11 protein-coding genes are annotated in these 13,600 nt (G+C 65.1%); 7 read left to right on the top strand and 4 right to left on the bottom strand.

Features of this window, described 5'->3' with window-relative positions:
- Nucleotides 1-17 precede the first annotated feature (17 nt).
- From ACKN61_RS12440 to ACKN61_RS12415, 6 genes are all read left to right on the top strand, one after another.
- Complete coding sequence (locus ACKN61_RS12440) at nt 18-2,702, top strand: TonB-dependent receptor (RefSeq protein ID WP_408953698.1); 2,685 nt, start codon at nt 18-20, stop codon at nt 2,700-2,702.
- A 729-nt stretch (nt 2,703-3,431) separates the two neighbouring features.
- The gene (locus ACKN61_RS12435) at nt 3,432-4,427 is read left to right on the top strand and encodes a glycosyltransferase family 2 protein (protein ID WP_408953697.1); all 996 of its coding nucleotides are present in this window, start codon (nt 3,432-3,434) and stop codon (nt 4,425-4,427) included.
- 77 nt (nt 4,428-4,504) lie between these two features.
- Entirely contained in the window at nt 4,505-6,652 is a 2,148-nt protein-coding gene (locus ACKN61_RS12430; RefSeq protein WP_408953696.1) for a DUF7024 domain-containing protein, read from the top strand.
- 138 nt (nt 6,653-6,790) lie between these two features.
- Nucleotides 6,791-7,906 carry a sensor histidine kinase gene (locus tag ACKN61_RS12425; RefSeq protein ID WP_408953695.1) on the top strand — a complete coding sequence of 372 codons (1,116 nt, stop codon included), beginning with the start codon at nt 6,791-6,793 and terminating at the stop codon, nt 7,904-7,906.
- Nucleotides 7,903-8,658, top strand: coding sequence for a LytR/AlgR family response regulator transcription factor (locus ACKN61_RS12420; RefSeq protein ID WP_408953694.1), 756 nt, complete (start codon nt 7,903-7,905; stop codon nt 8,656-8,658). Before ACKN61_RS12425 ends, ACKN61_RS12420 begins: the two co-directional genes overlap by 4 nt.
- 130 nt (nt 8,659-8,788) lie before the next feature.
- Nucleotides 8,789-10,249, top strand: a complete 1,461-nt coding sequence (locus ACKN61_RS12415) for a serine hydrolase domain-containing protein (RefSeq protein WP_408953693.1) — start codon at nt 8,789-8,791, stop codon at nt 10,247-10,249.
- An 85-nt stretch (nt 10,250-10,334) separates the two neighbouring features.
- Here ACKN61_RS12415 and ACKN61_RS12410 read toward each other — a convergent pair whose 3' ends face one another.
- From ACKN61_RS12410 to ACKN61_RS12395, 4 genes are all read right to left on the bottom strand, one after another.
- The gene (locus ACKN61_RS12410) at nt 10,335-10,856 is read right to left on the bottom strand and encodes a DUF411 domain-containing protein (RefSeq protein WP_408953816.1); all 522 of its coding nucleotides are present in this window, start codon (nt 10,854-10,856) and stop codon (nt 10,335-10,337) included.
- 17 nt (nt 10,857-10,873) lie between these two features.
- A complete protein-coding gene (locus ACKN61_RS12405) occupies nt 10,874-11,404 on the bottom strand; it encodes a YybH family protein (RefSeq protein ID WP_408953692.1) in 531 nt (176 codons plus the stop codon).
- A complete protein-coding gene (locus ACKN61_RS12400; protein ID WP_408953691.1) occupies nt 11,388-12,248 on the bottom strand; it encodes a c-type cytochrome in 861 nt (286 codons plus the stop codon). Before ACKN61_RS12400 ends, ACKN61_RS12405 begins: the two co-directional genes overlap by 17 nt.
- Nucleotides 12,249-12,550: 302 nt before the next feature.
- On the bottom strand, nt 12,551-12,976 hold the full coding sequence (locus tag ACKN61_RS12395; RefSeq protein WP_408953690.1) for a CopL family metal-binding regulatory protein: 426 nt from the start codon (nt 12,974-12,976) through the stop codon (nt 12,551-12,553).
- Between the two features lie 320 nt (nt 12,977-13,296).
- On the opposite strand from ACKN61_RS12395, the gene ACKN61_RS12390 reads away from it, so the two are divergent.
- A complete protein-coding gene (locus ACKN61_RS12390; protein ID WP_408953689.1) occupies nt 13,297-13,530 on the top strand; it encodes a hypothetical protein in 234 nt (77 codons plus the stop codon).
- The last annotated feature ends 70 nt before the right edge of the window (nt 13,531-13,600 follow it).

Genomic DNA, 13,600 nt, shown 5'->3' with positions numbered 1-13,600 from the left:
ACAACCAGGAGCCCATAATGAAGAAGCATCCCCGCGATGTCCGACCGACCGGCATCGCCGTCGCAATCGCAGCGGTATTGATCGGCTGCGCAAGCGCGCCGGTCATGGCCCAGTCCAGTACCAGCGAGGACAGCAAACAGGTCAGCGCCGGGCAGGCCGACGCTGGCGAAGCCAGAACGACACTGGAAACCGTGCATGTTTCCGCCACCCGCATCGAATCGGACCTGCTGAAGACGCCGGTGACCGTCACCGCCGTCACCCAGGAAGCACTGACCCGCGAGGGCATCCGCGACGTGCGCGGCCTGTCCGGCAGCATGCCCAATCTGCAGATCGCCTCCGGCCCGGATTCCGGCGTGCAGGTCAGCATCCGCGGCATCGGCGCCAACAACTTCACCGAGATCGGCGACCCCGCCGTGGGCCTGCACGTGGCCGGCCTGTATTCGCCGCGTCCGCAAGGCGCGCTGGCGCTGATGTTCGACGTCGACCAGGTCGAAGTGCTGCGCGGCCCGCAGGGCACGCTGTTCGGCCGCAACTCCACCGGCGGCAGCATCAACATCATTCCGGCCAAGCCCCGTTTCGATTCCAGCTTCGGCAGCGCCGAGCTCGAAGTCGGCAGCTACAACCTGCGCCAGCTCAACCTGATCCAGAACATCGCGGTGAACGATCGCTTCGCCCTGCGCCTGTCCGCCACCAAGGTCGAGCGCGATGGCTGGATCGACCAGCGGCAGGACTTCACCGACGTCGATATCCCCGAGCGGGGCTTCATCGCCGATGGCATCCCGGACGTGGACCAACGCCGCAACGTCAAAGTGGGGCGCGACGAGTATTACTACAACCGCGACGAATGGGCGGTCCGCCTCGCCGCCCGCTTCGCCATCACCGACGACGTCGAGTGGCTGCTGGCCTACGAGAAGTTCCAGAACTCCGGCGCCGGCCAGGTCGGGCTGAAGGACTGCAAGCAGGCGGCCGGCACCCGCTTCGCCTGCCAAGGCGGCAAGTGGGACGTAAAGATCAACGTGCCGGGCAAGACCGACATGTCGATCGACACGGTGCGCTCCAACCTCAACTGGTTCCTCAGCGACACCAACAGCATCGAATACAGCGTGGCCTTCGCCACGCAGAAACGCTCGCAGATCGCCGACGACGATGGCGGCTACCACGAGATCCCCTCGCAGGTGACCGCCACCCTGCCGGTACCGGCGGCGGGCGACTGGGGCGTGTGGCCGGTGCGCGACAACACCTCGATCACCCTGGATTCGAAGTACAAGTCGTTCGTGCACGAACTGCAGTTCAAGCATCAGGGCGAACGCCTGAAGCTGGTCTCCGGCCTGTTCTGGATGCACGAGAAGAACTCGATCGACTATGCCCAGGAAATGCTGGTCAACGCGCCGTTCGGCTACCCGATCAGCCAGTTCTACCATCAGCCCAACCGCCAGATCGATGCCAAGGCGATCTTCTCCCAGGCCGACTGGCGCTTCGCTCCCACCTGGACCGCAACGCTGGGCGCACGCTACAGCCGCGACGAAAAAACCGACCGCGGCGGCCAGGTGTATGGCGGTTGGGATGCCGAATCGACGGCCTATTACAACGGCCTGTACCACCCGGGCACGCCGGGCGAACCGGGCTTCCGCCCCCACAACGGCCGCGAGCTGACCGAACGGATGGGGCCGTTCGGCGGTATCGACGCCTACAAACTGTGGGGACCGCCGGCCGAGAACGAACACTCCGAATCCTGGCGCAAGGTCACCTGGCGCTTGGGCCTGACCAAGGACCTGTCCGATGACGAAATCCTGTTCACTTCGCTGTCCACCGGTTACAAGGCGGGCGGCTTCGGCGACAAGGACGATGCCTGCGGCGGCAAAGTCTGCATCGACGGTCCGCCCGGCCCGCAGTACACCTTCTTCCCGTACGAGCCGGAAACCGTCACCAATTTCGAAATCGGCTACAAGGGCCTGCTGCTGGATAAGCGCCTGAGCCTGTCGGTCACCGCGTTCTACAGCCGCTACAAGGACATGCAGGTGACCGGCGACTTCTTCGCCGCCAAGGTGCACGTCAACGAACCCTGCCCGGATTGGGACCCGACTTGCGACGTGATCAAGAAGTGGCAGACCGTCAACGTCGGAACGGTGAACATCCCGGGCCTGGAAGTGGAAGTGGATTACCTGCCCACGCCCAACACCCGTATCGGCGGCTTCTTCTCGTACATCGACAGCAAGATCAAGGACTACCCCACCTTCAGCGACGAATGGAACTGCGGCGTGCGCGAAGAGTTCGGCGCCGTGCCTTGCCCGGAGCCCTACAGCGGCCCCGACCCCACTCTGGCCGGCCGCCAGATCTACGACATCACCGGCCACCACCTGCCGATGACGCCGAAGTTCACCGCCGGTGTCAACGTTTCCCACACCTTCAAGTTCGACAATGGCTATGAACTGGTGCCATGGCTCAGCGTGAAGTGGCAGGACAAGATGTACTTCACCTTGCGCAACCTCGATAACGCGCATGTCTCCGACGCGCAGGAGGCTTATACGACGGTCGATGCCAGTCTGAGTCTGCAGTCGCCGTCGTTCTGGCGCGCCGAGCTGTATGTGCTCAACGCCACCGACAAGATGACCAAGAACTGGGCCGACGATGCCGGCGGCTTCATCCGCGGTTACTGGAACGACCCGCGCACGGTCGGCCTGCGCGTCCGCTTCGACTATTGATACGTTCGCGGCAACGCGCCAGGCTCCGTTCCTGTGGCGGGAGCGGGGCTTGGCGGAGCCGCTGGATGCTCGAACGCAGTGATGCCCGAAAGCAGCGCTGCTTCGCGCCTCCCTTCCCTTCCTTCGCGAGGACTGCCTCTCGCGCACCGCCCCAAAAGGACCGCAGTCACGCAAGCCGTGATAGCGAGCGAGAGGCTGGGCGTCTTTGACCGAGAGCGGAGCCTGTGCCTTCTGTCGCGGCTTCGGCTGACGACCGCAAGTCTGGCCCCTCACTGGCCTTTGAGCGATCGGGCTTCTCTGCTGAGTCACTGCCACGAACGCGGCACAGACTCCGTTCGGCACGTTACGGCATACCCGCAGATTCGGCCCTCCGGCCGAGCCATGCGCGGCCGTTTCAAGCCGGCACCAGTCAAAAATATTCAAATAAATCAATAGGTTACTTAGTCATCTATTCATTCTCATGACTAGGTAAGGTGCCGACCACGGTTCCTCCCGCTGATGGTTCCACGGATTTCGTTACTGCGCACGTCCTGATGTCGTGGCCGATACCGACAGCCCATTCCGCCGGACTTTATCCAAGCAACGCTGATTCGCTACCATGGCCGTCGCTCGTCGACACCGCGATTCAGCACACCCGTGTGGAACATAAGTTCACATAACGGCGTTCACGTGGTCGGCCGGTAACACCGAAACGCCGCTGCCGCGGCCGCGCAGGAATCGTTAATCCCTATGCCCGCACACATCGCCGCTTCGGTCCGGATCGCAGTAGTCATTCCGAGTTACAAGGTGCGCAGGCACATTCTTGGCGTCATCGACGCGGTCGGGCCGGAAGTCGAACGCATTTATGTCGTCGACGACCGATGCCCGGACGACAGCGGCCGCTTCGTCGAGGAAAACTGCAAGGACCCGCGGGTCGTCGTGCTTCGTCACGAGGCCAACCAGGGAGTCGGCGGCGCGGTAATGACCGGCTACCGGGCCGCGGCTGCCGACGGCTTCGGCGTCGCTGTGAAAATCGACGGCGACGGGCAAATGGATCCCGCTCTGCTGCCCATGTTCGTCGCTCCGATTCTCGATGGCCGCGCCGATTACACCAAAGGGAATCGGTTCTACGACCTGTCGCAGATCCAGCGCATGCCCAAGATCCGCTTGATCGGCAATGCGGGGCTGTCGATCCTGAGCAAACTGTCGACCGGCTACTGGAACACCTTCGACCCGACCAACGGTTATACCGCGATCGATACCCGCCTGGTCGCTCACCTGCCCCTGCAGAGGATCAGCCGCCGATACTTCTTCGAGACCGACATTCTGTTCCGGCTCAACATCGCTCGGGCCGCGGTCATGGACATCCCGATGGACGCGGTCTACGCCGACGAGGAAAGCAATCTGAAGATCAGCAAGATCTTCGGCGAATTCCTCGGCAAGCATATTCGCAATTTCTGCAAGCGCATCTTCTACAACTATTTCCTGCGCGACATGTCGGCCGCATCGCTCGAACTCGCGTTCGGAGCCGCACTCATCGCGTTCGGGCTCGTCTATGGAAGCTGGCAATGGGCGGCTTCGATGCGGCTGGGCGTGGCGACGCCGGCAGGCTCGGTCATGCTCGCGGCGTTGCCGGTGATCGTGGGGCTTCAGTTCCTGCTCGCCTTCGTTTCCTACGATGTCTCCAGCGTACCGTCGCGTGCGATCGCTCCCCTGCTCCCCAAGAAGAACCACCGCGCCGACTGATCCCGTATCTGCGGCGATGGCCGTCTCCCGAGCGAGACGGCCGGTTTCCATAAGAACTTCCCGAAAGGCCCGACGCATTGAAGTACGATCCGACCGCGCAGAAAATCCCCTGGAACATCGTGCTTCTCGCCGGCATGGCGGCGATCCTGACCGGACTGATGTTCCGCGACCATGGGCTGTATGCCTCGGTATTCGGGGATGAGTGGTCGTATAGTTCCTACTCGCGCCTGTCGCCGATCAGCGACGCCAAGTTGCCGTCCTATCTGTATCTGTGGATCTACCGCCTGACCAATCAGTGCGGAAGCGGTTTCCTGGATTGTGCGCGGGTGCTGAACGCGGCGTTCTTCGTCGCCGCGGCGCCTTTCTTGTTCGCCATCTTCAGGAAGTTCACCGGCCCCGGCAAAGCCGTTGTGCTGGCTTTGGCGTCGATCGCCGGGCCGGCCAACAGCTTTACCGTGTATTTCATGCCCGAGTCTCTGTACTACTTATTTTTCTGGATCCTGAGCTTCTGGGTATTGCGCCCGTATGCGCAGCGCCCATGGTCGTACGGAGCCGTCAGCGGACTGATTCTGGGGCTGATGTGCTTGATCAAGTTACATGCCTTATTCATGCTCGCCGCGTTCTGCGCATACGTTTTGGCCGATGCGATCTGCTCGGGTACGCGAGGCAGAGGGAAGCCGGCCCTGGCTGTATTGGCGGCCTCGATCGCGTGCTTCTTCGCGACGCGTTTCGGTCTAGGCTACGTGCTCGGCGGCCCCGGCAGTCTGAGTCTGCTCGGCGAGTTCTATCAGGTGCAGGCCCAGAACAGCAGCGGGCAGCAGCCGTTGGATGCGCTCGCCTGGGGTACGCTGAAATCGGCGTGGGGCCATCTGCTGGCCTTGTGCTTCCTGTTTGGACCGTTGCTGGCCGGCGTCGTCGTCAACCTGATCCGCTCGGGCGATGAAGCCGCGGAACGCGCCCGCAGTGCGATGTTGTTCACGCTCGCCACCCTGGGCGGACTGGTGGCCATCACCGGTTATTTCACCGCCAGCATGGGCACCATCGAGAGTGGCGCGCGGCTGCATATGCGCTACTACGATTTCTGCCTTCCCTTGTTGCTGCTGGGGCCTCTGGCCTGGCGCGGCTCCGAGGCAAGCGGCGTCTGGCTCAGACGTCTGGCGACCGCCGCGCTGATCGTAATCGCCCTGCTCGCCTTGTATGCGGGCGCCATGGGTTTGCGTGCCTATACGCCTTTCATCGTTGACGCGCCCGAGCTGATCTGGATCAACGGCCGCAAGCGGCTGTTGATCTTGATCGGCCTGCTCGGAGCCGCCGCCACCCTGGGCTTCCTGTGGTCGGATTTCCGCAAGGCCCGTTGGCATGCCATCGTGTACTACCTGTTGATCATCGGACTCAGCACCCACACCGCAAGCAAGTTCGTGCGTCACCAGAAGGACACCGATGCCGCGGTGAACGCAGGGAATCTGTTGCGATCCGCGCATCCGGGTTTGCTCGAACGCAGCCAATTCATCGGCGACAACGTCTTCACTCTGGTCAAGGCGAAGTTCTATACCGACTCGCTTGCGCCAGTGCTAACGCCGCTGGACAAAGGCTCCGCTGCCGAGCCCTCCGTCGATTGGACACGGGATCTGGTGGTTTCGTTCGGCGAAACTACGCTGCCCGAGGGTGCCTACGTCCGCAAGCAGTCGCACGAAGGCTTCACGCTGTACTGGCTCGACAAGGGCGATGCCATCGACTTCAAGCAGGCGCAGCCGCGCCAGATTCGCTCGATGAGCGGGCTGTCGCCGCCGGAAACATTCGGCCGTTGGTCGAACGCTCAAGAAGTGTTGATCACCCTCGACGCGCCGATGGCGAACGATGTGCGCATCACGCTGACGGCGATCGCGTTCGGCCCCAATGTCGGCAAGCCCATTCCGATCAGTATCGGCAACGTCGCTCGGTCGATGACCTTCGAACAGGAACCGCAAACCAGGGTGCTCGAGTTTCACGGCGTGAAGGACGCTCAGGTCATACGCATCGGCATCCCGCAGCCGACTTCACCGGCCAGTCTGGGCATGGGACAGGATCCCCGCCTGCTCGGAATCGGTTTGTCCCAATTGCGCATCGGCGAGATCGACCCGGTAAGCAAAACGGACGCGCCTGCGAAGTGCGAGGCGCCTCATTGCAGCACGCAGTCATTGCCGCAGGCGCCGCCTGAGAAAGAAACGACTGCACCGGCCCGGTAAAGCGGCATCGCGGCCGCGGGCACGCCGGGCGCCACCACACCGCATCCAGCCACCGGTTCGGCGCATGGCCGCGCTGTCGCGCTGGCCAAACGCCGCCGGATCGGATGCAATCGGGCTGATCTTTCGTGCCCCAGGACCATGACCGCGTCGACCGAAGCTCGCCCCAAGCCGGCCTCGAGCCCCCTACCCCGCACCGAACCGCCGTTCTGGCTGCCGTTGCTGGCCGGCCTGCCCTTGGGCCTGGGGCTGCTATTGATCGCGGTGCCGCTGCTGGATCACGGTGTGGCGACGATGTCGCGCACGCTGTATCTGTTGGCGCTGGCGCTGTGGATGTTGCCGCTGACGGCCTTGCAACGCGGTCTGTGGCGTCGCGGCGTGGCCGGCTGGGCCATGGCCGCGGTGTTGCTGCCGGCGAGCTATGCCATGGTGGTCGCGACCAAGGCCCTGAGCGTGGTGATGATCGCCTGGAGCAAGGGAGCCCCGCTAGACGGCTTCAACTGGTGGTTGATCTTCCGCGGTCTGGAAGGCGCTTGGCTGGCCTTGGTGGCCTACTGCGCCATCCACGCGGTGTCGGTGTATTACGCGGAGTTGCAGCAGGCCCAGGCGCGCCATCTGCAGTCGCAGGCCCTGATCCGCGACGCCGAGCTGCGCGCGCTGCGTTATCAACTGCAGCCGCATTTCCTCTTCAATACCCTCAACGCCATCTCCGCGCTGGTGGCCGAGGGGCGCAATCGCGAAGCACAGCAGATGCTGGCCTGCCTGGGCGATTTTCTGCGCGCCACGCTCGACGGCGGGCACGGGCATGAAGTCGGCCTGGCCGATGAAGTCGCCCTCACCGAGGCTTATCTCGACATCGAGAAGGCGCGCCTGGGTTCGCGCCTGCTGGTGAGGTGGGAACTCGGCCCCGGCCTGCTGACGGCGCAGGTGCCCTATCTGTTGTTGCAGCCTCTGGTCGAGAACGCGATCCGCCATGGCATCGCCGCGCGTACTGCGCCGGGGCGGCTCGATATTCATATCAGCGACGAGGCTGGACGGCTGCGCGTGCAGGTCAGCAACGATCTGTGCGCTGAGCAAAGCCGTGGCCCCGACGACAGCGTCGCGCGGGCAGAGCCGGTGGGCCTGGGCAACATCAGCGCTCGGCTGGTCAACCTGTATCCCGGCGATCATCAATTGAGCGCCGGCATCGGCGCCGATGGGCGTTATCGGGTGGACCTATCCTTTCCGTTGCGGCTGCATGCAGGGGCGGCCGCATGATGCGTGTGGCGGTGGTCGACGACGAACCCTTGGCGCGCAGCGGCGTGATCGCGCGGCTGGCCAGTTGTACCGATGTCGTGGTGGAGGGCGAATACGCCGATGGCCCCTCGGCGCTGGCCGGGCTCGAACAGCGCAGCCCCGACCTGGTGTTCATCGACGTGCAGATGCCGGGCATGACCGGGCTGGAAGTGTTGGCCGCGCTGCCGTCGACGTGCCGGCCGTTGGCGATCCTGTTGACCGCACACGACAGTTTCGCGGTCCAGGCCTTCGCGCTCAACGCGGTGGATTACCTGCTGAAGCCGGTCGACGAGCTGCGCTTCGCTGAAGCGCTCGACCGCGCAAGGCGCTTGCTCGCCTGGCATGCCGGCGGCACGGCGGCGCAAACGCCGGGCGGCATCGTCCCGGAACCCGCCTGGCCGACGCGTTTTTCGGCACGGGTCGGGCGGCGTTCGTTGTTCGTTGCCACCGCCGACATCGATTGGATCGAAGCCGATGGCGACTACGCCAGTCTGCACGCCGGTGGCCGCGTGTATCTGTTGCGCGAGTCCTTGCATCATCTCGCCACCCGCCTCGACCCAGACTGCTTCGTACGCATCCACCGTTCGACCATCGTGCGCTTGGACCGTATCGCCGAACTGCAGGCTCAGACCAATCGCGATGCCATGCTGCGTCTGCACGACGGCACCCCGTTGCGGGTCAGCCGCACGTATATCGACACGCTGCTGGCGCGGCTGCACGGCGCTCGTACGTAGACGCACCGGGATGCGCCGCGGCAGCGTTACGCACCGACTCGGCGCAGGCCGTGCACGACTGACCGCAGTAGCCGATCCGGGCCCGAATCACGCGACTAGAGTAGCGTCACCGCCCCAGGAGCACCGCCGCATGTCGCGTACTCGGACACTTTGTTTAGCCCCTCGCCTGCAGGCTGCGCTGGCGCTGAGCCTGGCCATCGCGCCCTGGCATACCGCGCTCGCAGCCGACAGCTGCGCCGCCGCGTCGAACTCGCCCGCGGCCAAGACCTCGCAACTGATGCTCGATGCGCTGCGCGCCACCAACGGCGTGCCCGGCATGGGGGCGGCGGTGTGGCGCGACGGCGAGGTCGTATGGACCGGTTGCAGCGGTTTGCGCGACATCGCCGCGAATTTGCCGGTCGAGCGCGACACGGTGTTCCGTCTGGCCAGCGTGTCCAAGCCGTTGGCGATCACCGCCGCGGCCAAGCTCGCCGAACAAGGACGGCTCGACCTGGATGCACCGGTCTCGGGAATGTTGCCGTGGTTGCGCAACGACTGGTCGCCGATCAGCGTGCGGCAGCTGTCGGCGCACATCTCGGGCATGCCGCATTACCAGCTCGGAGACAGAAACGCCGGCCAGCGTCACTACACGACCGGCCGCGACGCGGTCGGCATCTTCGCCGGGCGCAAGCTGTTGTCGGTGCCAGGCACGACCTACCGATACTCGTCCTGGGGCTATACCTTGATCGGTGCGGTGATCGAAGCCCGATCCGGCCAGCATTACCTGGACTATCTCGCCGAGCAGATCACCCCGGGCCTTGCCATCCAGGCCGATACCGACGGGCTCGGCAAGAATGTCTCACGTTTGTACAAGATCGGCGACGGCGCGCCGCGCCCTGCCCCGCCGAACGATTTCAGTTACACCTGGCCCGGCGGCGGCATGGCCGGCACGCCCGAGGCGCTGGTGCGGTTCGGCGGGCGCCTGCTGCAAGGCCGCATCGTCTCGCCGAAGACGTGGCAGGCGATGTTGCAGCCGACCCGCTACGCCAACGGCCAACCGGTGCGCGAACGCGACTACGGCCTCGGCCTGGGTTGGCGCATCGGCAAGGACGAGGACGGCGCAGGCATCGCCCATCACGCCGGCACCACCGACGGCGCACGCAGCGCGCTGGTGCTGTGGCCGCAGCAGGATCTCGCCGCTGGCGTCTTGTCGAACGCCCAGTGGGTTTCGGCGATCGACAAGACCGCGATGATGCTGGCGGCACCGCACCGGCCTCGGCCGCAGGGCCTGCTGCCCCGGCCCTGCCCGCTCGCGGCGACGCGCTATCGCGGCAGCCTCGGCGAACGCCGCTTCGACGGCGAGCTCAGCTTTCGTCTCGTCGACGGCCGTTGCATCGGCCAACTCAGCGCCGCCAATTCGCTCGGCGGCTACTTCGACGCGGCCGAATCCTGGCCCACTCGAAAACTGCAAGTGATCGCGCTCGACCGCGACGGCCAACTGACCCGCGCCGCCCTGGTCGCGCCGACCGGGCTGTACGACTTGCGTGCCAAGGCGACAGGCGCTTGGTCGGCGCGTTTCAGCGACGAACTCAGTCTGGAATTGATGCTCTGACACGGCTGCGGGAAGGGGAGGTTCGCGCATACGACGATGACGGCCAGCCTGGCCGTCATCGTGCATCGGACCGGCCCGTACCGATCTACGGCGCCGCTTCGCCGCCATGCTGACTGAAGGCCTGCGTACTGCCATCCAGCAGCACGAGCTCCACCGTATAGGGCGATACGCTGCCGTCGGGCCGTTCCATCCCCGGCGAGCCCGCAGGCATACCCGGAAGCACCAGGCCACGAGCCCGGGGGCGCTCGGCCAGCAGACGATGGATGTCCTGCACCGGCACATGCCCTTCGATCACGTAGCCATCGATCTCGGCGGTATGGCACGACCCCTTGCCATGCGGAACCCCGAGCCGTTGCTTGATCGGGTTGAGATTGTCCTCGTCGCGCGCCTCGACCTGGAAGCCGGCCTTGCGCAGATGCTCGACCCACAGATGGCAACAACCGCAGGCCGGGTCTTTGTGCACCAGAACCTGCGGCAATGCCACGGGGCTCACTGGGGCCGACACGACAGGCGTGCTGGCCGCCGCGCTATCGGGCGACCGCGCGCAGGCACTCAAGGCGAGACTGGCTGCCATCGCCAGCCACAGTCCGGCTTGATATCTGTTCATTCGCATGAAGGCGTTCCTTAGCGTTTGGGCCGCGAAGACCAGTGAATATGCACGATTCGCCAGCCTGGCTGCGCTCGCTCGAGCACCATCGTTTCGGAGCTCAGCAAGATCGCGGCCTTTCCATCCCCACTGGTATGCACTTCGCTCTCGGTGCCCACCCAGGCCAGATCGCCTTCGGCGCGGGCGGTGCGGCGCAGCACTCGAACGCGCGCCGTTTTCAGGAATGCGGCATCGTGCGCGGCATGCCCGCCCAGGTACTGTTCGCGCGAATGCTCGGCGCCGCCGCTTTCCAGAATCAGCGCCTCGTTCGCCAACAACGAGCCCGCCTGGGCCAGGTCTCCGGATTGGAGCGCCGAGGAAAAGCGCTCGACCGTTTCGAGCGCAGGCTTCGCGGCCGCCGAGACATCGCTGTTGGCCGGCGATGCGTGCTTGCCATCGTGGGCCGGTGCCGGCAACGCGAACAGTGCGGCCACGCAGAAACAGGTCAGTAAGCGCAAAGGCATCGATTTATTCTCCCGGGTAAGTGAACGGTCAATGTTGGTGGTCATGGCCATCGTCGCCGGCTGGATGGGTTTGGGGATTGGGTTTCGCTTCCGGCATGGCCATCCCCGCATGGGGATCGGCGGCCTGGGGTTTTGTCGGCGGTTTCGGCCCGGACGGTTTTACCGTCGAAGCATGCAGGTGCTGCATACCATTTGCGTGGGTATGGCGGGTTCCGCCTTCCGACGCCCTACCCGGCTTCGCTCCTGCGGCATCGCTTTCGTCGCTCTGCCGGGGATGCGCTTGTTCATGCACTGGCCCGCCGCTTTCCTGGTGCGCGTCGCGCTGGCCCGGCGCATGCGCATGCCCACCGGTTTCTCCGCCGCCGTGCGAGTGCCCGCCGCTGCTGGCGACCCAGGCCTCGTATTGGGCTTTGTCGAGTTTGGGTAGTTTTTGCAGGAACGCGGCCATGTTCCAGATGTACTCGTCTTGCATGCTCTTGCCCCAGGCCGGCATGCCGCTGGCCTTGATGCCGTGTTTGATCGCCCAGAACGCCTCGGCGGCGGACACCATTTTCCGAGTCAGGTCCGGCGGCGCCGGATACAGGCCCCTGCTCAGTTCGGTCGGCCCGCTGCCTGGCGCCAGGTGACAGCCCGCGCACATCGCGGCGTAGTTGCCCGCGCCCTGTCGGATGCGCGCGTCATCGTCGAGACCGGAGGGCAGTTGCAACTCGCTCGCTCGTACGGAGATCGAGCGAGCGCGAGCGGTTTCCAGCACTGCGTAGACCGCAGGCGTATGCGGCTCGTCAGCGGCGACGTTGTAGACGCCGGAATATACGGTGGCCGCGCCGGCGACGGCGACTAAGCCGATCGCGACCGTGGCCGCGAGCATGGAGGTGTGGATGGTCTTCATGGAGTCTCTCGTGAATCTTGTGCGAACGCGCGAGCGTGCTGGCGAACTCGTCGCGCAGCTGGGCGCGGCCTCGACCCTGCTCGAACCTGCGCCGATGCGAGGCGCAGGATCGCCGCTCCGACGCGTGGCTCGGCCAAGCCGGCGCGCAATCGAATCAGCGATCCGCCGGCGCAAGCAGCGACGGAATCGAATGGCATGGCGAGTTCTGCATGCGCCAGGGACGCCCGCGGGAGTGGGCAGGACCGTCGTGCTCGGGCAGACCGAATGCACGACGGCAGGCGCCTTGCGGCGCCGGCGAACGCTCAGGCGATGGGAGGTCGAATCAGATGCGGGAGCGCGGGCGCGGGGTGACCCGAGCTCATCGCTCGGATCGACGGATCGCGAGCGATGACCAGCATGGGCTGCGCGACGGCCGGCACCGCGAACGCGCAGCTCTGCGTGCATGCGCAACCGCATGCGGAGGATTCGCAACAATCCGGTGCGGGATCGGCGCAGCCATCGGGAGCCGGCCCGGAGGCATCGCTTGCGGCACCTGACTTTCCTGGCGGCACCGCATGATGCTCCAGACAGGGCGCAGCGCCGTTCTTCGCTGCCGCCGTAACCGATGACGAAGCGGCCGGCATCGCCATTGCGCCCAACATGCGTATCGATGCATTCGCCGTCCCTATCCCGTTGAGGATAAGAACCAGACTCAGCAGCAAACGCAGCGCGATGGCGGAAACGGACATGGCGGCACGATACCTCATTCGGGCTTCACGGGACTGTCGAAGATTCCGGCGATTGCTTCGACTCGGCTCGGCTCCATGGCCATGCCGCATGCGCGAGCGCTGTGCGGATACCGGGCGCTCGCCGGATGACGCCGGTGTTACCGGCATGCGAACCCGCCCTAAGCCATTGATCGAGTTACGAACCCAAACCGTAAGGTTCCCGGCAGGTGAATCCGGGCGCAAGCGTGGATGCTCCGTCCTGCCGCCGGCCAGGACGACGCCGGCGCGGCTCGCCGGCATCGGATGCGAGCGAGAGTCGTCTGCACAGTGAGGACAGGATCATGGCCACCATCACCTTCGCCGGTTACGGCGTCTGGAACAGCACCAACGACGTCACCAGCAAAGTCACCCAGCAGTACGCCAACGGGCAGCGCAAGTTCATCGCCAACAACGGCGACTACGGCGATCCGGCGCCGGGCGAACGCAAGTATCTCTACATCGTGTGGAGCTTCAACGGCAGCACCGACAGCGGCGTGGTCGGCGAGAACGACGATCGCGGCATCATCGTGCCCTGAGCCATTGCCGGCGGACGCCGTTCCGCCGGTGGGGCATCGCGCGCCGGCTCTCGACGAGCCGGCGCGCCTA

It is taken from the genome of Lysobacter sp. Hz25, assembly GCF_046097045.1.
Classification (GTDB): Bacteria; Pseudomonadota; Gammaproteobacteria; order Xanthomonadales; family Xanthomonadaceae; genus Lysobacter; species Lysobacter antibioticus_B.
This window is presented reverse-complemented; position numbering and strand designations above follow the sequence as displayed.

What these genes read in the sequence shown, in the direction of transcription:
- ACKN61_RS12440 (WP_408953698.1), top strand. Translation starts at nt 18, where the DNA reads ATGAAGAAGCATCCCCGCGATGTCCGACCGACCGGCATCGCCGTCGCA.
- ACKN61_RS12435 (WP_408953697.1), top strand. Translation starts at nt 3,432, where the DNA reads ATGCCCGCACACATCGCCGCTTCGGTCCGGATCGCAGTAGTCATTCCG.
- ACKN61_RS12425 (WP_408953695.1), top strand. Translation starts at nt 6,791, where the DNA reads ATGACCGCGTCGACCGAAGCTCGCCCCAAGCCGGCCTCGAGCCCCCTA.
- ACKN61_RS12420 (WP_408953694.1), top strand. Translation starts at nt 7,903, where the DNA reads ATGATGCGTGTGGCGGTGGTCGACGACGAACCCTTGGCGCGCAGCGGC.
- ACKN61_RS12415 (WP_408953693.1), top strand. Translation starts at nt 8,789, where the DNA reads ATGTCGCGTACTCGGACACTTTGTTTAGCCCCTCGCCTGCAGGCTGCG.
- ACKN61_RS12410 (WP_408953816.1), bottom strand. Translation starts at nt 10,856, where the DNA reads ATGAACAGATATCAAGCCGGACTGTGGCTGGCGATGGCAGCCAGTCTC.
- ACKN61_RS12405 (WP_408953692.1), bottom strand. Translation starts at nt 11,404, where the DNA reads ATGACCACCAACATTGACCGTTCACTTACCCGGGAGAATAAATCGATG.
- ACKN61_RS12400 (WP_408953691.1), bottom strand. Translation starts at nt 12,248, where the DNA reads ATGAAGACCATCCACACCTCCATGCTCGCGGCCACGGTCGCGATCGGC.
- ACKN61_RS12395 (WP_408953690.1), bottom strand. Translation starts at nt 12,976, where the DNA reads ATGTCCGTTTCCGCCATCGCGCTGCGTTTGCTGCTGAGTCTGGTTCTT.
- ACKN61_RS12390 (WP_408953689.1), top strand. Translation starts at nt 13,297, where the DNA reads ATGGCCACCATCACCTTCGCCGGTTACGGCGTCTGGAACAGCACCAAC.